The sequence below is a fragment of the Oryzicola mucosus genome (genome assembly GCF_014534685.1).
Lineage (GTDB): Bacteria > Pseudomonadota > Alphaproteobacteria > Rhizobiales > Rhizobiaceae > Oryzicola > Oryzicola mucosus.
This window is the reverse complement of record NZ_JACVVX010000001.1, coordinates 1,276,037-1,295,089: the sequence shown is the minus strand read 5'-3', so window position 1 is coordinate 1,295,089 and position 19,053 is coordinate 1,276,037. Positions and strand designations below refer to the sequence as shown.

Genomic DNA, 19,053 nt, shown 5'->3' with positions numbered 1-19,053 from the left:
CGATAAAGTGGCACTCAAGCTCGGATACAAGGCTTCGGCCGAACAGTTCAGCCCCAGCGACCTCCTGTCCTATGGCGTGGCTGCGGAGGAAGCCGGTTTCGACTCCGTCTTCATTTCCGACCATTTCCAGCCCTGGCGGCACACCGGCGGGCATGCGCCCTTCGCCATGTCGTGGATGGGCGCGCTGGGTGCGAAGACCTCGCGCATCGAGATGGGCACCAGCGTGCTGACGCCGACCTTCCGCTACCACCCCTCCATCGTTGCGCAGTCCTTCTGCACGCTCGGCTCGCTGTTTCCCGACCGCGTCATCCTGGGTATCGGCACGGGCGAATCGCTCAACGAAGTGCCCGCCACCCGCGTCGAATGGCCGGAGATGAAGGTGCGTTCCGCCCGCTTGCGCGAGTCGGTCGAACTGATGCGAAAGCTGTTCACCGAGGACCGTGTGACCTTCGACGGCGAGTATTACCAGACCGAGAACGCCACCATCTACGACCGACCCGACAACCCCGTCCGCATCTATGTCGCAGGCGCAGGTCCGCTGATCGCCAAATATGCCGGCCGCGCCGCGGACGGCTTCATCTGCACGTCAGGCAAGGCGCCCGAGCTCTATTCCGAAACCCTGTTGCCCAACGTGGCCGCCGGTCTCGAACAGGCTGGCCGCGCGCCCGATTCCATCGACCGCATGATCGAGATGAAGGTCTCCTTCGATACGGACCGCGACCGCGCTTTGGAGGACACCCGCTTCTGGGCGGCATTGTCCCTGTCGCCCGAGGAAAAGATGTCGGTGGAAGACCCGCTGGAAATGGAACGGCTGGCCGACGCGCTGCCCATCGAGCGCGCCGCGAAACGCTGGATCGTCTCGACCGATGCGGACGAACATATTGAGCGCATCCGCCCCTATCTCGAACTCGGCTTCAACCACCTCGTCTTCCACGCCCCCGGCCCGGACCAGAAGCGCTTCCTCAAGCTCTATTCGGAAACCGTGCTGCCGAAGCTCCGGAAGATGTTCGGCTGAGATCAAACGACAACGCAACAACCAAACCAAGACCAACCGAACAGGGATCGCCAGCCTACCCCTCACCGTACTGATGCACCCGCTTCGCTCGGCCACCCTCTCCCGCTGGGGAAAGGAGCGCGACAAAGGCAGGCGCAGTCCCTTCTCCCCAACGGAGAGAAGGTAGCCCGAAGGGCGGATGAGGGGCTGGATCGTCGACCGAGAATCAAACCTCAGGAGGGTAAAAAATGGAATTCGGAATTACGTTCAAGGGCTTCGTCGAAGCCGACCGCGCCCGCTACCTCGTCCGCGCGGCCGAATATGCCGGCTTCGACTATTGCTGGTTCTACGATTCGCACATTCTCTGGCGCGACTGCTATGCCGCCATCGCCATGTGCATGGAGCACACCACCAAGATGCGCTTCGGCCCGTTGGTGACCAATCCAGACGTGCGCGACTGGTCGGTCGCCGCCTCCATCTTCGGCTCGCTGTCCAAGCAGAGCGGCGGCCGCTTCGACCTCGGCGTCGGCCGCGGCGATTCCTCGCGCCGCGTCATGGGCTTCAAGCCGGCCACGCTCAAGCGCGTCGCCGAGTTCATCCAGAAGACCCAAGCCATGGTGCGCGGCGAACAGGTGGTCTATGGCGAGTCGCCCGAGCCGGTGCACTTCCCCTGGGCCGTCGGCCATGAAATGCCGTCCTGGATCGCCGCCTACGGCCCGCTGGCGCTGAAGACCGCCGGCGAGCATGCCGATGGCGTGGTGCTGCAGATCGCCGAGCCGGGCCTGTGCAAATGGTTCACCGACCAGTGTCTCGAGGCTGGCAAGGCGGCGGGCCGCGACATGTCGAACTTCCGCTCCATGGCCGCCGCCCCCGCCTATTTCGGCGACAAGGCCAAGGCGATCGAGGCGACCAAATGGTTCCCCGCCATGGTCGGCAACCACGTCGCCGACATCGTCGAGAAATATGGCTCCGACAGCGACCTCGTCCCGAGCAGCCTGACCAGCTACATCGAAAAGCGCCGTGGCTACGACTATTCCAAGCACGGCCAGAGCGACAACGCCTATCTCGACTTCATCACGCCCGACGTGGTGGAGAGCTTCTGCGTGCTGGGCGAGCCGGAAGACCACATCGCCAAGATCAACACGCTCAAGGACGGCGGCGTCACCCAGTTCAACATCTATCTCGACAGCGGCGAGGAGGAAGAGATCATCGCTCGCTACGGCCGCGAGGTCATCCCGGCCTTCCGGTGAGGTGCCTACGCGCCGGTCCCTTCTCCCCCTGCGGGGTGAAGAGCGGTCGGCGAAGCCGATCAATCGACAACGATTTGTCGATTGAAGCGATGAACGCCCTGAGCCCAAGCGGAGGGCCGGGGGTGGCCGACCCTGAGCTTGTCGAAGGGGAGGTCGGATGAGGGGTGTTGGACGGAGCGAGCGGTCGGCGGATAAGGCTCTCCAAGCAATTGATATCAATTGTCTTTCAGAAGCCTCGTTTCTTCCAGCACCCCTCATCCGCCCTTTGGGGCACCTTCTCCCGCAAGGGGAGAAGGAAACAGTGCTCCTTAAACGCCCGCGGTAAAGCCCGCGGCTTCGATGCCGGCGACCGCGGCCGCTTCGTCATTGTCCGATGTATCGCCGGAGATGCCGACCGAACCGACGGCAGCGCCCGAAGCGTCGCGGATCAGCACGCCGCCCGGCACCGGTATGATGCGGCCGCCCGAAACGCCGGCGAGACCCTGGAAGAAATGCGGCCGCTCGATGGCCGCCTGCCCCAGCGCGCGCGAGCTTGAGCCCATCGCGATGGCGCCGAACGCCTTGCCGGCGGCAACCTCATGACGCATGAACGGCGCGCCGTCCTGGCGCTGCAGCGCAATCGTGTGCCCGCCCGCATCCAGCACCACCACCGCCAGCGGCTTGAACTTCTGCTCGGCGGCTTTGGCCAAGGCGATTTCGATGATGGTGTTGGCCTTGGCCAGGGTGAGTTCGGACATGCTTGGTCTCCAGGTCTTTCACAAAAAAACCGCCTGCGGCGGCAAAAGATGGACGGTAAAAGGCTTCGCGCGGTGAAGCCGCGGCGCGGCACTTTGGCAGCTCTTTGGAACGATCAGCTCAGCGAGTCGATCTTGCGCTGCATCGCAGCGATCTGCTGCTTGAGTTCCTGCAGGTCGCCGGACTTTTCGGACGCGGCGTCCTTGCCCGCGGGTTCGGCATCCGCTTGTGCCAGCTGGCCCGCATTGGGGAACGGCGTGAACATCCGCATCGCGTTCTGGAACATTTCCATGTTGCGCCGCGTCTGCTCCTCCAGCGCCTTGATCGGGACGGTCATCGGCAGCATGTCGATCGGCGCCTTGCCGAAGCTGGTTTTCATCTGCTCGCGAAACCGCTCCTGCTCCTTGGAAAACGCCATCATCGACTGTTCGAGGAAGCTCGGCACGATCATCTGCATCTGGTCGCCGTAAAAGGCGATGAGCTGGCGCAGGAACGGAATGGGCAGCATGTTCTGCCCGTCCTTGTTCTCGAGCTCGAAGATGATCTGCGTCAGAACGGGGTGGGTGATGTCGTCGCCGGATTTCGCGTCCTGGACGGTGAATTCCTCGCCCTTCTTGACCATCGTGGCCAGGTCTTCGAGCGTGACATAGGTGCTGGTGCCTGTGTTGTAGAGACGGCGATTGGCGTATTTCTTGATGACCACCGGTTCGTCTTTAGCAGGCATTGGCAATCCTCCTCGAGAGACCGGGATGCACTGTAAGCAGCCGGCAACATTTCTTCTGTTTTCGCAAGGATAAGCGCAAAAGCGCTCCATCTCCAAGTGCTTTGTGCAGTGCAGAAAATAGCACGGAAAAAATGCTGCGCAACATTTGTGCAGCAATTCGAAAGGCGTAGGCGCCTTTGACTGCGCAAAGTTATTTCGGTTTGACTCGGATCATGGAACCGGCAAGAAACAGGGACCATATAAAAGCACCAGCAGCCAAGCTGCGCAGCGTCCACGGAGATCGAAATGCCCGCTTCCGATGCCATCGTCGTCGTCAGTGCAGCCCGCACTCCCGTCGGTTCCTTCAATGGCGCCTTCGCCAATACGCCGGCTCACCAACTGGGCGCGGTGGCGATCAAGGCAGCGCTCGAGCGCGCCGGCGTCGATCCCAAGGAAGTCGACGAGGTGATCCTCGGCCAGATCCTGTCGGCGGGCGAAGGCCAGAATCCCGCACGACAGGCTGCCATGGCAGCCGGCATTCCGCAGGAAGCCACCGCCTGGGGCCTGAACCAGCTCTGCGGCTCCGGCCTGCGCACCATCGCCATCGGCATGCAGCAGATCCAGACCGGCGACGCCACCATCATCGTTGCCGGCGGTCAGGAGTCCATGTCCATGGCGCCGCATTGCCAGCATCTGCGCGGCGGCGTGAAGATGGGCGACTTCAAGATGATCGACACCATGATCAAGGACGGCCTGACCGATGCCTTCTACGGCTATCACATGGGCAACACGGCCGAGAACGTCGCCCGCAAATGGCAGTTGACCCGCGACGAGCAAGACGCCTTCGCCGTCGCCTCGCAGAACAAGGCCGAAGCGGCGCAGAAGGCCGGCAGGTTTGCCGACGAGATCGCTCCGGTCACCATCAAGGGCCGCAAGGGCGACACCATCGTCGATCAGGACGAGTATATCCGCCACGGCACCACCATCGACGCCATCGCCAAGCTGAAGCCGGCTTTCGACAAGGAAGGCACCGTCACCGCCGGCAACGCCTCGGGCATCAATGACGGCGCGGCCGCCGTTGTCCTGATGACGGAATCCGAAGCCGCACGGCGCGGCCTGACACCGCTGGTGCGCATCGTTTCCTGGGCCACCGCCGGCGTCGACCCGCAGATCATGGGCACCGGCCCGATCCCCGCATCGCGCAAGGCGCTGGAAAAGGCCGGCTGGTCGGTCGCCGATCTCGATCTGGTCGAAGCCAATGAGGCCTTCGCGGCCCAGGCCTGCGCCGTGAACAAGGACATGGGCTGGAACCCCGACATCGTCAACGTCAATGGCGGCGCCATCGCTATCGGCCACCCGATCGGCGCATCGGGCGCGCGCGTGTTCAACACGCTCGTCCACGAACTGCGCCGCCGCGGCGGCAAGAAAGGCCTCGCCACTTTGTGCATCGGCGGCGGCATGGGCGTGGCGATGTGCGTGGAAGCGATCTGAGAACAGCGAATGGCGAATAGGGAGTAGCGAATAGGGAGACCCTTTCCCTATTCGCTATTGGCTACTCGCTACTCGCTTCAACAAAGGGGAGGAACGACCTGCAATGACATCCAAAACAGCACTCGTTACAGGGGGAACGCGCGGCATCGGAGCGGCCATCTCGGTTGCCCTCAAGAATGCCGGCTATTCCGTTGCCGCCAACTATGCCGGCAATGACGAAGCCGCGCAGAGGTTCAAGGACGAGACCGGCATCCCCGTCTACAAATGGTCCGTGGCCGAATATGAGGCCTGCGCCGCCGGCATCGCCCAGGTTGAAGCCGATCTCGGCCCCGTCTCCGTGCTGGTCAACAATGCCGGCATCACCCGCGACACGCTGTTCCACAAGATGACGCCGCAGCAATGGCGCGAGGTCATCGACACCAATCTCAGCGGCGTGTTCAACATGACCCATCCCCTCTGGGGCGGCATGCGCGAGCGCAAATTCGGTCGCGTCATCACCATCTCCTCGATCAACGGCCAGAAGGGCCAGCTCGGGCAGGTCAACTACTCCGCCGCCAAAGCGGGCGATCTCGGCTTCACCAAGGCGCTCGCCCAGGAAGGCGCCCGCGCCGGCATCACCGTCAACGCCATCTGCCCAGGCTATATCGCCACGGACATGGTCATGGCCGTGCCGGAGAAAGTGCGCGAATCCATCATCGCGCAGATTCCGGTTGGACGGCTCGGCGAAGCCGAGGAAATCGCCCGCTGCGTCGTGTTCCTGGCCTCGGACGAGGCCGGTTTTATCACTGGATCGACCATATCAGCCAATGGCGGTCAGTATTTCGCCTGACCTCTTATGACGTCTCTTGATTGAAACGGCGCCAGTGGCGCCGTTCTCGTTTCAGGGTGTGGAAAAGTGGCAGTCGACCTGTGCACAACAGGTGGAAAAGCTGTTGAAAACCAGCCGTTTGCTCAGGAACAAACCGGGAAGAGCCACCGGCAGGCTTCCTACCCCGCCATTCGGTTCCGTTTGGTATCCGCCCGTCATCGTCACGCTCTCAGACCGATCAGAGCAGGCCTGAATCTCTGGAAACCGATGTAGCTTCAATGATTTAGCCCAAATGGACGGCTTCATCGGCAGCCGCCAGCAACGGCTTGACTCCGCCAGAGCGTATAGCCGGCTTTCCCAGCTTTTTCTGATTCAGCATCTGGTGCTACATCAGTGCCGAAAATCCATATGTTGCGGCAGCAAGGCAGGATTCTGCGGCAAGTAGGCCTTTTGTCGCTGATTCGTTCGAGACTCGTTCCAAACGACAATCTGCAACATTGTGCTTTCAACCGGGCTTGCAAAATCCTATGTGTCGGGTGGCGGGCGCCCGCTCTCCGGAGATTCCGGCGACAAGGACTGTAATTCGACGATGAATGTCCATCCCAAGCCGAACGATCCCCTCATCCTTTCCGGTCGCGATGTCACCGCCGTGTTGGGGCCTACCAACACCGGCAAGACGCATCTGGCCATCGAGCGCATGGTGGCGCATGAAAGCGGCATCATCGGCCTGCCGCTGAGGCTTCTGGCTCGCGAGGTCTACACCCGCCTGTGCGAAAAGGTCGGAGCGCACAAAGTATCGCTCGTCACCGGCGAAGAGAAAATCCTCCCGCGCGGCGCACGCTATTCCGTCTGCACCGTCGAGGCCATGCCGCGCGAAACCGATGCGGCCTTCGTCGCCATCGACGAGGTGCAACTCGCCAACGATCTCGAGCGCGGCCACATCTTCACCGACCGCATCCTGCATCTGCGCGGCCGCCAGGAAACGCTGCTTCTGGGCGCCGCCACCATGCGCGGCATTTTGGAAAAGCTGCTGCGCGGCATTTCGGTGGTCACCCGCCCGCGTCTCTCCCACCTCGCCTATGCCGGCTCCAAGAAGCTGACGCGGCTGCCGCGCCGCAGCGCCATCGTCGCCTTTTCGGCCGGCGAGGTCTACGCCATCGCCGAACTGATCCGCCGCCAGCAGGGCGGCGCAGCTGTCGTGCTGGGCGCTCTCAGCCCGCGCACGCGCAATGCGCAGGTCGCCCTGTACCAGTCCGGCGACGTCGACTACCTCATCGCCACCGACGCCATCGGCATGGGCCTCAATCTCGATGTCGACCATGTCGCCTTTGCCCAGAACCGTAAGTTCGACGGTTTCCAGTACCGGCAGTTGACGGCAGCCGAGCTGGGCCAGATCGCCGGCCGCGCCGGCCGTCATCTGCGCGACGGCACCTTTGGCGTTACCGGCCGCGTCGATCCGTTCGAAGACGAACTGGTGGAGCGCATCGAAGGACATGCCTTCGACCCGGTGAAGGTGCTGCAATGGCGCACCGCCAAATTCGATTTCACCAGCCTCGACGCGCTGCAGCGCTCCATCGAAACTCCCGCCCCTGTCGAAGGGCTGACGCGCGCTTTGCCTGCTGTCGATGCCCAGGCGCTCGACACGCTCAGCAAGGACCCGGCGATCCGCGCCCTGGCGACGGGCCGGGAGCGCGTCGCGCTTTTGTGGGAGGCCTGCGTGCTTCCCGACTATCGCCGCATCGCACCCGCCCAGCATGCCGATCTCATCGCCTCGATCTACGACGACCTCGCACGCCGCGGCCATGTCGACGAGAATTATATGGCCGAACAGGTGCGCCGCGCCGATTCCATGGAGGGCGATATCGACACGCTCTCCCATCGCATCGCACAGATCAGAACCTGGACATTTGTCTCCAACCGCCCCGGCTGGCTTGCCGATCCGGCACATTGGCAGGAAAAAACGCGCGATATCGAAGACAGATTGTCCGATGCCCTGCATGAAAGGTTGACGAAACGCTTCGTAGACCGCAGGACTTCCGTCCTCATGCGCCGCCTTAGAGAAAACACCATGCTTGAAGCAGAAATCAGCCCGTCCGGATCCGTCGTCGTCGAAGGCCATCATGTCGGGGAATTGCAGGGCTTCCGCTTTACAGCCGATCAGAGTGCCGGCGGAGAAGATGCGAAAGCCGTGAAAGCCGCTGCGCAAAAAGCGCTGGCAGCCGAATTCGAGGCACGCGCGGAGCGCTTTTCGGCGTCGCCCAATGGCGACATCGCGCTCGGCTCCGATGGCGTCGTGCGCTGGATCGGCGCTCCCATCGCCACGCTGGTCGATGGCGAGGACACGCTGCGTCCCCGCGCCGTGCTGTTGGCCGACGAACAACTGACCGGACCTGCGCGCGACAAGGTGGCTGCGCGCGTCGACCGTTTCGTGAATTTCCAGATCGAGACGCTGCTCAAGCCGCTCAACGATTTGAAGAACGCCGACCAGCTTTCCGGCATCGGACGCGGCATCGCCTTCCGGCTGGTGGAGAATTACGGCCTCATCAACCGCCGCGACATCGCCGAAGAGGTCAAGTCGCTCGACCAGGAAGGCCGTGCTGCCCTGCGCCGGCTCGGCGTGAGGTTCGGCGCCTATCACATCTTCATCCCAGCGCTGATCAAGCCGGCGCCCGCCGGTCTCTTGACGCTGCTCTGGGCGCTCAAGAACGACGGCAAGGACAATGCCGGCTTCGGCGACGTCATCAACGCGCTGGCTTCCGGCCGCACCTCGGTGGTGATCGACCCGACCTTCGACAAGAATTTCTACAAGCTGGCCGGCTACCGCAATCTCGGCCGCCGCGCCGTGCGCGTCGACATTCTCGAGCGCCTAGCAGACCTTATCCGCCCCGCCATTGCCTGGAAGCCCGGCACCGGGGCGCGTCCGGACGGTGCTTACGATGGCGGTACATTCATCGTCACCCCGCCAATGATGTCGATCCTCGGCGCGACCTCCGACGACATGGAAGAAATCCTCAAGGGCCTCGGCTATCGCGGCGACCCCAAGCCCGCCACCGAGGTGAAGGGCCGCATCGAAGCCATCGAGACGGCCGCCCGCGAGGCTGCGGAAGCTGCCCTTCGGAAGGCCGCCGAAAAAGCTGCCGAAGCCGTGGCAGTCCCTGCGGCTGAGATTTCGCCGGAGCCGGAAGCGGTCGATGCGGCAGCAATGACGCTCGACGCCGACGCCGAGCAGCCAGCGGAAACCGTTGCCGAGGCTTCGGTTGCGGATGCAGCGCCCGTTGAAGTCGCAGAAGAATCACCCGCCGAAGAGCTGTCAAGCGAAGCGCCTGCCGAAGAAGCGGTAGTCGGCGCTGCTGCCGAGGAGCCGGCGGCTGAAATTGCTGCCGAGCCTGAAGCTGCCACTGTGGCCGAGCCGGAAGCTGCCGCGTCCCCCGCAGAAGCCGCGCCTGCGGCCGCAGACGATGCCGCGCCTGCAACTGCTGCGGCCGCGCCGGCCGAACCCGTCGAAGAGCCCAAGCCCATCCTGATCTGGCGTCAGGGCCGCTTCGAACAGCGCCCGCGCCACCAGCACCGTCGCGACCAGCACGGCGCGGCACGCGAGGGCCAGAAGGAAGGCAACAGAGAGGGTCAGCGCGAGGGTCAGCCGCGCCGCGGTAAGCCGCAGCATGAGCGCAAACCCGGCGGCGGCAAACCGCCCTTTGCCGGCAATGCCGGCGGAAAGCCCAACTTCGCCGGCAACGACTCCGCCAAGGGCGAGCGCCGCGACGGCCGTCCGCAGAACGACAATGGCCGCAAAGGCCAGCCCAAAGGCCCGCACCAGGGCGGCAAGCCGAACTTCCAGCCGAAGCCGCGCGAGGAACGTCCCGTGCGCGTCGATCCGGATTCGCCTTTTGCCAAGCTCGCCGCCCTGCGCGACCAGTTGAAGAAGTAGAAGTGCCTTGGCCGCCGAGGGAAGACAGCGCATCGACAAATGGCTGTTCTTCTCGCGCGCGGTGAAGTCGCGGTCGCTTGCCGCCAAGCTGGTTCAGGCCGGCCGCGTCCGGGTCAATGGCGAGAAGACCACCTTGCCGGCCGAGCAGGTCAAGGCAACCGACGTGCTGACCATCACGCTCGACCGCCGGGTTCTGGTCTATCGGATTCTTCAGCCTGGCACCCGTCGCGGTCCCGCCGAAGAGGCGCGCACCCTGTACGAGGATATCTCGCCGCCGCAGGAAAGCGCCAAGCCCGATCCTCTGACCTCGATACTGCCGATCCGCGAGGCGGGCGCCGGCCGCCCGACCAAGAAGGAACGCCGCGCCACCGACCGCCTGCGCGACATGTAAAGAAGTCGATTTCCCTGCAACCCTTTCGAGCCGAATGGCTTTTCGTCGCAGGGCGGTTCGGCGCAATGCACGATCTTGCAACGCCTTGGCAAAGGGTCTACCTCCACCCACAAGACCACAGAAGACCGGACCCCCGGGAGCCGCTTTCATGACCTATGTCGTCACCGACAACTGCATCAAGTGCAAATACACCGACTGCGTGGAGGTGTGTCCGGTCGACTGTTTCTATGAAGGCGAGAACATGCTCGTCATCCATCCCGACGAGTGCATCGATTGCGGCGTCTGCGAGCCGGAATGCCCCGCCGACGCCATTCGGCCCGACACCGAGCCCGGCCTCGACAAGTGGTTGAAGATCAACGCCGATTATTCCGAGCAGTGGCCGAACCTGACGACCAAGAAGGAAGAGCTTCCCGAAGCCAAGGAATTCGATGGCGTAGAGGGCAAGTTTGACCAATATTTCTCCGCGGAGCCCGGCACCGGCGACTGACCGGCGCCGAGCCCGAAGCCGGAGAACGAATTTCATCGTTTGTGATCGCAACCCGCTTGACGGGAGGCGCGCTTCGCGTATGCAGCAAATTCTTGATTCTGGGCAGTTTTTGTGTTAAACACACATCAACATGCCGCTGACACGACGTCGATCATGGCGCTGAGCCTATTTCACTGAAAGGTGACACATCAACCCGAACCAGAGGATTCTGGGACGGCATAACGCTTTGCGCGCCTTGTCCGTTTCTCTCTCCCCGGTTCGCGATCGGTCGTTTCGCGGCGACGGTCTTCCTCCTGGAAGACTAGCGGTTTTATACCGGTCTTGAAAGACCGGCGCCACAGAAGGAGTTCAGGGCGTATGGCAACCACCACGATCCCGCAGAAGAAAGTATCTCCCGGTCGTCACGGCTTTAAAACCGGCGAATTCATCGTCTATCCAGCGCATGGCGTCGGCCAGATCGTGTCCATCGACGAGCAGGAAGTGGCGGGACACAAACTCGAATTGTTCGTCATCGATTTCCAGAAGGACAAGATGCGCCTGAAGGTGCCGGTCGCCAAGGCGACCTCCATCGGCATGCGCAAGCTTTCTGAAGAGGATTATGTCGAGCGCGCGCTGAAGGTCGTTCAGGGCCGCGCACGCGTCAAGCGCACCATGTGGTCGCGCCGTGCGCAGGAATATGATGCCAAGATCAATTCCGGCGACCTGATCTCGATCTCGGAAGTCGTTCGCGACCTCTACCGCGCCGACAACCAGCCCGAGCAGTCCTATTCCGAGCGCCAGCTTTACGAAGCCGCCCTCGACCGCATGGCGCGCGAGATCGCAGCCGTCAACCGCATGTCCGAGACCGAAGCCGTCCGCCTCATCGAGACCAATCTGAACAAGGGTCCGAAGCGCGGCGTCAAGGCGGACAATGCCGACGGTGCCGAGGTTGAAGTCGAAGCCGACGATGCGGAGCAGGAAGAGGCCGCCTGAGCCTTTCCATCTCTCACTGAATCGACAAGAACCCGGCTTCGGCCGGGTTCTTGCGTTTTGGCCATAGGGCGCCGGAACATTTTTTCACCGGTGGCGTTCTGTCTTTTTTAAAGGCAATCGCAGCCGGCCCGCCACAAAACCTCCGGCGCGGTGGCTTCGGGGCAGCGGAGCGGGACCATGGTAGCCACAGCCAGAACGCAGGACGCAGGACGGATGATGATGCGGGCGGCGATGTCGGCGCCCTATCTCGAACGTGAGGAAGAGCGCGTTCTCGCGATCAGTTGGAAAGAGCGCGACGACCACGACGCGCTTCACCGCATGACGATTGCCCATATGCGTTTGGTCATCTCCATGGCCACGAAATTCCGCAACTATGGACTTCCCCTCAGCGACCTGATTCAGGAAGGCCATGTCGGCCTTCTCGAAGCTGCTGCCCGCTTCGAGCCGGACCGCGACGTACGGTTTTCGACCTACGCCACCTGGTGGATCCGTGCTTCGATGCAGGATTACGTGCTGCGCAACTGGTCGATCGTGCGGGGCGGCACGAGTTCGGCGCAGAAGGCGCTGTTCTTCAATTTACGGCGATTGCGCGCCCGTCTGAGCGGCGCGGACAGCCTGATGGAACGCTCCGCCATCTACAAGGAGATTTCGATCTCCCTCGGCGTCTCCGAAAGCGACGTCGCGACGATGGATTCGCGGCTCTCCAACCCGGATACCTCGCTCGACGCGCCGATCACCGACGACAGCGGTTCTTCGGAGCGTATGGATTTCCTGGTTTCCGAGGAGCGCCAGCCCGACGAGGCGGTTCAGGATACGATCGACATGCAACGGCGAAGCACCTGGCTGCGCACGGCGCTTGGCGTCTTGAACGACCGCGAATTGCGGATCATCGAACGCCGCCGGCTGAGCGAAGATGGCGCGACGCTGGAGTCGCTGGGCGAATTGCTCGGCATCTCGAAAGAGCGCGTCCGCCAGATCGAGAGCCGCGCCATGGAAAAGCTCAAGCTTGCGCTGATCCGCCAAAGCCCGGCCTTGGCCGCGCATAACGCGTAAACATCTTATTTGTCGGTGATGATCTTCACCTTGTCGCCGGTCGAAACGGTCGCGCCAGGCGTTAAAGCGTTCAGCACCCGGAACAGATCGAGCTTGCGGTCCACGCCCACCATACCTGCGGCGAGCGACCCCATCGTCTGGCCGGGCTGAACAGTCACGATGCGCACGCGCAGCGGCTTCAGCGCGGCCTTTTCGGCGGTCGAAAGCGTCTTGAAGCTCGACGCCACCGAACGCGCCACCGCATCCAGCGAATTGCTGCCCACCGGTGCTGCCGTCAGCAGGCGGTAGATCTGGCCGCCTGAACGGATCACCGTGATGTCGAACTGCCAGCCTTCGGCCGCCGCGCGCGCCGTGGCGGCATCGTTGCCGTTGATCGTCGTGGCCTGCACACTGGCTGGATCGAGACCGGCCACCCAGCCGCTGCGGATATAGTCGGCCAGCGACATCGTCTGGTTGATGGTGACGCCGTCGAAGCGGATCGCCATGTCGCCGGGACCGGTCGCGGTAACGGCGGCGGCGGTGTTGTCGATCATGAAGCCCTGCGGCACCGAGAAGGTGATGCCCAACCTCGGATGCAGGAAGGTCTCGCCGCGCACATAGCCTTCTTCCGGCGTGTCGCCGAACAAAAGGCCGTCTATCCCGGCGAGATAGGCGTCGCGGTCGCGAGTGCCGATGCCGGGCTCGCCGAACTGCCGCGCGTGGCGCTGCGCCAGTTCGATGCGCTGCGGCGCGTTCGGGTGGCTGGCAAGGAAGTCGAGACTGGCGTCGGTAGCGCCGGTGACCGAGCGGAAATCGCTGTAGGACGCCATGGACTGCAGGAAGCGCGCGGCGGCATAGGGGTCGAAGCCGGCTTGGCCGCTTGCCTTGATGCCCACGCCGTCGGCTTCAAGCTCCTGGTTGCGCGAGAATTGGGCAAGCCGCAATTTGCCGCGAATGAGCGAGGCGCGCGCGGTCGGGCTATCGCCGAGCACGTCGGTGACGACGCGGGTGGCCAGCACCTCCTCGGCTTCCTTCTGCTGCCGCTGGATGCCGTGATTGGCGGTCACATGGCCCATTTCATGCGCGATGACGGCTGCAAGCTCGGCTGAGTCGTTGGCGAGCGCCAGAAGGCCGCGCGTGACATAGAGATAGCCGCCCGGCAGCGCAAACGCGTTGACATTGGGCGAATTCAGAATGGTGATCCGGTAGGTCTGGTTCGGATTGGCGCTGGTGGCGGTCAGATTGCCGACGACCTTGGCGACCATCCGTTCGAGCTTCGGATCGGAATATTCCCCGCCATAGGTGGCCAGGATGCGGGGATGCTGGTTCCTGGCCATTTCGGCCAGCTTGTCGTTGCGCGTCACGCTGTCGACGGTGACTGGATTGTTCGACGGCTGAAAGCCGGATTCCTTGAGATCGGCCTGGCTGATCGTATTGCAGCCGGCGACAAGCGCCGCCAGCGCCACAGCGACCAGCAGCCTTCCCATCCGCGAGCGCTTGGCCAGCGGCCCATCCGTCAAGAAGCGGCGATTCAGCAGGATGTCATCCTCATGGTTCCAGGCGATTGATTCCGCGTTTGAATCGCCTTCGTCAGTTCGGACCTAGCCACACTCGCCCCTGAGGTGCAAGAACAGACACCGGCCCCGCAAATCGCTTTGGCTGTAAATTATGTCGCCTTGCAGGCAATTCAACGTGAACGGTCAATATTCGCTTGACCGCCGATGTATCGCTGAAATGCCTCTGGCGCGTTGTTCGAGAAGAAATCGTCCATCGCCCCTGATGCCGAAACCGCGCCATCCTCGATGAAGACCATGGCCTGCCCGACCCGCCGCGCATCCTCCGGCTGATGCGTGACGAACAGCACCGTCATGCCGCGTTCCTGCTGCAGGTCGGCAACGAGGTCGAGCATCTCGTCACGCAGCGCAGGTCCCAGCGAGGCAAACGGCTCATCCAACAGCAAAACCGGCCTGTCGCGCACCAGCACGCGCGCCAGCGCCACACGCTGGCGTTCTCCGCCCGAAAGCTCGCGCGGCAAGCGCTTGTCCTTGCCGGCAAGGCCGGTGCGCCGCAACGCCTCTGCCACCGCCGCACGGTCGGAAGCGTCCAGCCGAAGTGCCGGCGAGCGGCCCAGGCCGACATTGTCGGCGACGCTGAGATGCGCAAACATATTGTTTTCCTGAAACACCATCGATACCGGTCGCCTGGCCGGCGGCGCGCCGGTCACATCGGCGCCGCCGATCAGGATACGGCCCGAGGAGGGACGCTCGAAACCGGCGACCAGATTGAGCAAGGTGGATTTGCCCGAACCGCTCGGACCCATGATCGCGGTGATCCTGCCTTGCGGAACGGCGACATCGAACAGCATCTCCGCCTCGCCATAGCTGAAGGCGACCTTGTCCAGAACCACGCCGGAAGCTGCATCAGCGTTCATGAGACGCCTCCCGGCCCAGCCAGTCCGCTGCCATGATGAGGATAAGGCACAGCAGGCCGAGCATCAGCGCAAGGCCCGCGGCATCTTCCGTGCGGTAGCTGCCCATGCGCGACAAGAGCAGATAGGGCAGCGTCTGCACCGCATCGCTGCCGAACAGCGCAATGACGCCGAGATCGCCCAAAGACAGCGCCATGGCAAAAGCGAAGGCGGTGGCAAGCGGACGTCGCAGCACCGGCCAGTCGACCAGCCGCAGCCTGTTCCAGCCCGCAATACCGAGTTGCGCGCAGAGCCGTTCGTGCCGTTCGCTCGCCGCGTCATAGGCAGGGCGAATAGCCCGCAGCGCGAAGGGCATGGCCATCACCGCGTTCACCGTCGCCACCATGACAGGCGCGACCGTGAACACGTCGACGGTGCTGCGCAGCAGGATGAACCAGCCGGCGCCGATGACGATGGGCGGCACGACCAGGACGAAACCGACGCCGCTGTCGGTCATCTGCTCGAGCCAGGAGCCCCGGGTTGCGCGCGGCCTGGCAAGTTCGAGCGTATGCCGGGCAACGACCAGCGCCAGCGCCAGAACCGCGGCAAGCATGGCGGACGAGATGGCCAGTATGATGCTGGTGCGTGTGGCCCGCCATACGGTCGCTTCGCCAAAAAGCCGCACGAGATCGGCCTGCAGGCCCGCCAGCACGGTTGCCGCAAGCGGTGCCGCGACGAAACACAGTGCTGACGCGATGACGAGGATGTTGGCCACACGCTCGCCAGGTGGAACGCTGACATAGCCCTTGCGCGCTACGGACAGGTTCGCATCGCCGGTCGTGTTGGCGCCGAGACGGGACAACAGCGCGATCATGGCCACGGTCAGGACGATTTGCGTCGCGGTCAGGGCGACGGCGCGCGCGGGATCGAAATCGAAGCGCAACGCCTGGTAGATCGCCACCTCGATCGTGGTGGCGCGCGGACCGCCGCCGAGCACCAGAACGATGGTGAAAGAGGTGATGCACAGCATGAACACCAGCCCGGCAATGCCGGGTATGGCAGCCCGCAGAACCGGCCACTCGACCAGCCGGAACGTCGAGCGCGCACCCATCCCAAGCTGACTTGCCAGCCGCCATTGATCGGCAGGGACCGTCTGCAGCGCTTCCAAAAACAGCCGTGTCGCAAGCGGCAGGTTGAAAAAGACATGCGCCACCAGGATTCCGGACAGGCCGTAAATGCCGGTCCAGGGCGAGCCGGTCACGGTGGAGGCGATACCGGCGAAATAACCGGCACGACCGAATAGAGCGAGGATTCCGAGTGCTGCGACGATGGCCGGCAGCGCCAGCGGGACGGCGAAGAGCTTCAGGATCAGCCCCCGCCCGAAAAAACTGGGATGCCGCGACAGGGCGCGAGCAACCGCGATGGCGGGAAGAACCGACAAAACGGTGGACAGCACGGCCTGCCACAGCGTGAAGCGCGCGATGCGGAAGAGATAGCCGTCGAACGCAGCCACGGCTCCGGAAGGGTCTTTGAGAGCCTCCGCGCCCAGCCCGAAAAACGCCCCGCCGATGAGAAGCGCGATGAAAGAGAGAGCTGCAAGGCCGGGGACGAGGCGGCTAGGCATGAGGCTCACTCTTTGCCACAAAGCCAAGAACTGCCAGCATTTCGCGTAGAGATTGTAGCGCCCCCTCACCGGCCCTTCGGGCCACCTCTCCCCCTGCCCGGGGGAGAGGAACTCCTGCCTCGTAAGACGCGGACCACACAGAACCTGGGTTCCTCTCCCCTACGAAGTGGGGGAGAGGTGCCGAGCGAAGCGAGGCGGTGAGGGGGTATCTGGCAACCGGCTGGTCATATGCGATTAGCCTCTTATGAGGATTGCGAGACGTCCCGAAAGACAGAGGGGGGCAACGTGGAGCGCTACACATCCCGCTTATCCGCCAATCCTACCGGCTCATCACGGCCAGCCACTCGTCCACCCAGGCCTTGCGGTTAGCCGCCACGTCTTCCGACGGAATGAGCAGCGGATGGCTCGGCTTCACCAGCTTGTCGAAGGCCGGGTTGAGCGGTTTGTCGGTGGCCGCGGCCGGCAGCATCCAGTTGGTCTCGGGGATGATGTCCTGAAATTTCGGGCTCAGCATGAAGTCCATGAATTCAACCGCGAGCGGGTTTTTGGCGCCTGTGGTGGTGATGCCGGCGACCTCGACCTGCAGATAGTGCCCTTCCTCGAAGCTTGCCGCCTGATATTTTTCGCTGTTTTCCGCGATCATGTGATAGGCGGGCGAGGTCGTGTAGGACAGCACCATCGGCGCCTCGCCCTTGGTGAACAGGCCATAGGCTTCGCTCCAGCCCGGCGTGACCGTCAGCACGCGGTCCTTCAGTTTGGCCCAGGCATCGCCCGCCTTGTCGCCATAGACCGCCTTGATCCACAAGACGAGGCCGAGACCGGGCGTCGAGGTGCGCGGGTCCTGGATGACGATCTTCTGCGCGGCATCGCCCTCGACCAGTTCTTTCAGGCTTTTGGGCGGCGTTTTCAGCATTTCGGTGTCGTAGACGACGGCGAAGTAGCCGTAATCATAGGGCAGAAATGTATCGTCGTTCCAGCCGCCGGGGATTTCGACCGGAGCGCTTCCCTTGCCATGCGGCGCAAACAGCCCGGTCGCCTTGGCTTCCGCCACAAGGTTCGTGTCGAGCCCGAGCACGATGTCGGCCTTGGTCGACGCACCCTCCAGCTTGAGCCGGCTGAGCAAGGCGACACCGTCGGCCACCGAGACGAAATCGACCGCGCAGGTGCACTCGGCCTCGAAGGCCTTCTTGACCTGCGGTCCCGGCCCCCATTCGGCGGTGAAGCTTTCATAGGTGTAGACGGTCAGCTTGTCCTGCGCCAAGGTAGGTGCTGCGAGCAGCATGGCTGGGAAAACAAGCGGCAGAAACAACGAGCGCATCGGCACTTCCTTCATCGAATTTGAAAGGGAATGAGGCGTCGTGTTGCCAGAACGTCTAATCCCTCCGCCGGTATCAACCGGATCAGGTTCAGCGGGTTGGCCGGGTCTCCCCTTTGCCTCTCAGCCGTGCGCATAAGCGACCGGCACCCCGTTAGAGCTATCGGTGACATAGGGCGCATCGTGGGAAGGCGCAAGCCTTCTTTATGCCGGCTGAGCAAGCCATCCCGGCCTTCCGTTTGGGCTACGGCCCTGATAAGGCCACGCCATGAGCCGTTTCATCGTCCTCCTCGGCGGCGACCTCGTCCGCACCCCGCGTCTCGACGCCCTGCTTGCCGGCGCCCGCATCGTCGCGGCCGACGCCGGCATCCGCCATGCGGAAACGCTGGGCGTCGTGCCGGAGCTGTGGCTTGGCGATTTCGATTCCGTACCGGACAGGCTGGCGCCGCATCTCCGCGATGTCCCGCGCGAAACCTTCCCGGTCGAAAAAGACCAGACCGATGGCGAACTGGCGGTGTCCGCAGCGCTGCAGCGCGGCGCCACCGAGTTGATCCTGGCCGGCGCTTTCGGCGGGCCGCGCAGCGACCATGCCTTTCTGCACATGACGCTCGCCATGCGGCTGGCCGACGACGGCACACCGACCTTGCTGACCAGCGGGGCGCAGGAAGGCACACCGCTGCTCGCGGGCCGGACGACGCGCTTCGACTACACCGACGGCACCGTCTTCTCCGTGCTGGCCTTTTCCGCCCTGTCAAACCTCTCGGTGAGGGGTGCCAAATGGCCTCTTGAGGGGGTCGAAGTGCCCTTCGGGACCTCTTTAACTTTGTCAAATACGGTGCGCGGCACCCTCCAAATCGGCCTCAATCGGGGCCGCGCATTGCTTTTAGCCCATCCATTTCCGCAAGCAGGTTTTTGA

The 19,053-nt window shown here is 63.4% G+C and carries 16 protein-coding genes and 1 riboswitch; of the genes, 10 read left to right on the top strand and 6 right to left on the bottom strand.

Features of this window, described 5'->3' with window-relative positions; all coding sequences use genetic code 11:
• Window positions 1–7 precede the first annotated feature (7 nt).
• Both fgd and ICI42_RS06145 read left to right on the top strand, forming a co-directional pair.
• Entirely contained in the window at window positions 8–1,015 is a 1,008-nt protein-coding gene (gene fgd, locus ICI42_RS06150) for a glucose-6-phosphate dehydrogenase (coenzyme-F420) (protein ID WP_188163600.1), read from the top strand.
• Between the two features lie 227 nt (window positions 1,016–1,242).
• Window positions 1,243–2,244: a TIGR03842 family LLM class F420-dependent oxidoreductase gene (locus ICI42_RS06145; protein ID WP_188163599.1), complete on the top strand. Its 1,002-nt coding sequence runs from the start codon at window positions 1,243–1,245 to the stop codon at window positions 2,242–2,244.
• Window positions 2,245–2,552: 308 nt separating this feature from the next.
• Here ICI42_RS06145 and ICI42_RS06140 read toward each other — a convergent pair whose 3' ends face one another.
• A complete protein-coding gene (locus tag ICI42_RS06140) occupies window positions 2,553–2,981 on the bottom strand; it encodes a GlcG/HbpS family heme-binding protein (RefSeq protein ID WP_188163598.1) in 429 nt (142 codons plus the stop codon).
• Window positions 2,982–3,094: 113 nt separating this feature from the next.
• A complete protein-coding gene (gene phaR, locus ICI42_RS06135; protein ID WP_188163597.1) occupies window positions 3,095–3,703 on the bottom strand; it encodes a polyhydroxyalkanoate synthesis repressor PhaR in 609 nt (202 codons plus the stop codon).
• A gap of 285 nt (window positions 3,704–3,988) precedes the next feature.
• Between phaR and ICI42_RS06130 the strand changes: the two genes are divergently transcribed.
• From ICI42_RS06130 to ICI42_RS06100, 7 genes are all read left to right on the top strand, one after another.
• Entirely contained in the window at window positions 3,989–5,173 is a 1,185-nt protein-coding gene (locus ICI42_RS06130; RefSeq protein ID WP_188163596.1) for an acetyl-CoA C-acetyltransferase, read from the top strand.
• A gap of 103 nt (window positions 5,174–5,276) precedes the next feature.
• Window positions 5,277–6,002 (top strand): acetoacetyl-CoA reductase, encoded by a 726-nt coding sequence (gene phbB, locus ICI42_RS06125; RefSeq protein WP_188163595.1) that lies wholly within the window; start codon window positions 5,277–5,279, stop codon window positions 6,000–6,002.
• A gap of 568 nt (window positions 6,003–6,570) precedes the next feature.
• Window positions 6,571–9,909, top strand: coding sequence for a helicase-related protein (locus ICI42_RS06120; protein ID WP_188163594.1), 3,339 nt, complete (start codon window positions 6,571–6,573; stop codon window positions 9,907–9,909).
• Between the two features lie 7 nt (window positions 9,910–9,916).
• Window positions 9,917–10,300 carry an RNA-binding S4 domain-containing protein gene (locus tag ICI42_RS06115; RefSeq protein WP_188163593.1) on the top strand — a complete coding sequence of 128 codons (384 nt, stop codon included), beginning with the start codon at window positions 9,917–9,919 and terminating at the stop codon, window positions 10,298–10,300.
• A gap of 148 nt (window positions 10,301–10,448) precedes the next feature.
• Window positions 10,449–10,787, top strand: coding sequence for a ferredoxin FdxA (gene fdxA, locus ICI42_RS06110; protein ID WP_188163592.1), 339 nt, complete (start codon window positions 10,449–10,451; stop codon window positions 10,785–10,787).
• A 357-nt stretch (window positions 10,788–11,144) separates the two neighbouring features.
• On the top strand, window positions 11,145–11,759 hold the full coding sequence (locus ICI42_RS06105) for a CarD family transcriptional regulator (protein WP_188163591.1): 615 nt from the start codon (window positions 11,145–11,147) through the stop codon (window positions 11,757–11,759).
• Between the two features lie 177 nt (window positions 11,760–11,936).
• Window positions 11,937–12,812, top strand: coding sequence for an RNA polymerase factor sigma-32 (locus ICI42_RS06100; RefSeq protein ID WP_188163590.1), 876 nt, complete (start codon window positions 11,937–11,939; stop codon window positions 12,810–12,812).
• A gap of 5 nt (window positions 12,813–12,817) precedes the next feature.
• Here ICI42_RS06100 and ICI42_RS06095 read toward each other — a convergent pair whose 3' ends face one another.
• The 4 genes from ICI42_RS06095 to thiB form a co-directional block, all read right to left on the bottom strand.
• Window positions 12,818–14,278, bottom strand: coding sequence for a M48 family metalloprotease (locus tag ICI42_RS06095; protein ID WP_188163742.1), 1,461 nt, complete (start codon window positions 14,276–14,278; stop codon window positions 12,818–12,820).
• A 200-nt stretch (window positions 14,279–14,478) separates the two neighbouring features.
• Complete coding sequence (gene thiQ / locus ICI42_RS06090; RefSeq protein WP_188163589.1) at window positions 14,479–15,222, bottom strand: thiamine ABC transporter ATP-binding protein; 744 nt, start codon at window positions 15,220–15,222, stop codon at window positions 14,479–14,481.
• Window positions 15,212–16,822: a thiamine/thiamine pyrophosphate ABC transporter permease gene (gene thiP, locus ICI42_RS06085; RefSeq protein WP_188163588.1), complete on the bottom strand. Its 1,611-nt coding sequence runs from the start codon at window positions 16,820–16,822 to the stop codon at window positions 15,212–15,214. Before thiP ends, thiQ begins: the two co-directional genes overlap by 11 nt.
• 319 nt (window positions 16,823–17,141) lie before the next feature.
• Complete coding sequence (gene thiB / locus ICI42_RS06080; RefSeq protein ID WP_188163587.1) at window positions 17,142–18,140, bottom strand: thiamine ABC transporter substrate binding subunit; 999 nt, start codon at window positions 18,138–18,140, stop codon at window positions 17,142–17,144.
• 42 nt (window positions 18,141–18,182) lie between these two features.
• A riboswitch (TPP riboswitch) is annotated at window positions 18,183–18,301 on the bottom strand.
• A 104-nt stretch (window positions 18,302–18,405) separates the two neighbouring features.
• Between thiB and ICI42_RS06075 the strand changes: the two genes are divergently transcribed.
• The gene (locus tag ICI42_RS06075) at window positions 18,406–19,053 is read left to right on the top strand and encodes a thiamine diphosphokinase (RefSeq protein WP_188163586.1); all 648 of its coding nucleotides are present in this window, start codon (window positions 18,406–18,408) and stop codon (window positions 19,051–19,053) included.

What these genes read in the sequence shown, in the direction of transcription:
- ICI42_RS06105 (WP_188163591.1), top strand. Translation starts at nt 11,145, where the DNA reads ATGGCAACCACCACGATCCCGCAGAAGAAAGTATCTCCCGGTCGTCAC.
- ICI42_RS06100 (WP_188163590.1), top strand. Translation starts at nt 11,937, where the DNA reads ATGGTAGCCACAGCCAGAACGCAGGACGCAGGACGGATGATGATGCGG.
- thiB (WP_188163587.1), bottom strand. Translation starts at nt 18,140, where the DNA reads ATGCGCTCGTTGTTTCTGCCGCTTGTTTTCCCAGCCATGCTGCTCGCA.
- ICI42_RS06120 (WP_188163594.1), top strand. Translation starts at nt 6,571, where the DNA reads ATGAATGTCCATCCCAAGCCGAACGATCCCCTCATCCTTTCCGGTCGC.
- ICI42_RS06145 (WP_188163599.1), top strand. Translation starts at nt 1,243, where the DNA reads ATGGAATTCGGAATTACGTTCAAGGGCTTCGTCGAAGCCGACCGCGCC.
- ICI42_RS06075 (WP_188163586.1), top strand. Translation starts at nt 18,406, where the DNA reads ATGAGCCGTTTCATCGTCCTCCTCGGCGGCGACCTCGTCCGCACCCCG.
- thiQ (WP_188163589.1), bottom strand. Translation starts at nt 15,222, where the DNA reads ATGAACGCTGATGCAGCTTCCGGCGTGGTTCTGGACAAGGTCGCCTTC.
- ICI42_RS06095 (WP_188163742.1), bottom strand. Translation starts at nt 14,278, where the DNA reads ATGGGAAGGCTGCTGGTCGCTGTGGCGCTGGCGGCGCTTGTCGCCGGC.
- thiP (WP_188163588.1), bottom strand. Translation starts at nt 16,822, where the DNA reads ATGCCTAGCCGCCTCGTCCCCGGCCTTGCAGCTCTCTCTTTCATCGCG.
- fdxA (WP_188163592.1), top strand. Translation starts at nt 10,449, where the DNA reads ATGACCTATGTCGTCACCGACAACTGCATCAAGTGCAAATACACCGAC.
- ICI42_RS06140 (WP_188163598.1), bottom strand. Translation starts at nt 2,981, where the DNA reads ATGTCCGAACTCACCCTGGCCAAGGCCAACACCATCATCGAAATCGCC.
- ICI42_RS06130 (WP_188163596.1), top strand. Translation starts at nt 3,989, where the DNA reads ATGCCCGCTTCCGATGCCATCGTCGTCGTCAGTGCAGCCCGCACTCCC.
- phaR (WP_188163597.1), bottom strand. Translation starts at nt 3,703, where the DNA reads ATGCCTGCTAAAGACGAACCGGTGGTCATCAAGAAATACGCCAATCGC.
- phbB (WP_188163595.1), top strand. Translation starts at nt 5,277, where the DNA reads ATGACATCCAAAACAGCACTCGTTACAGGGGGAACGCGCGGCATCGGA.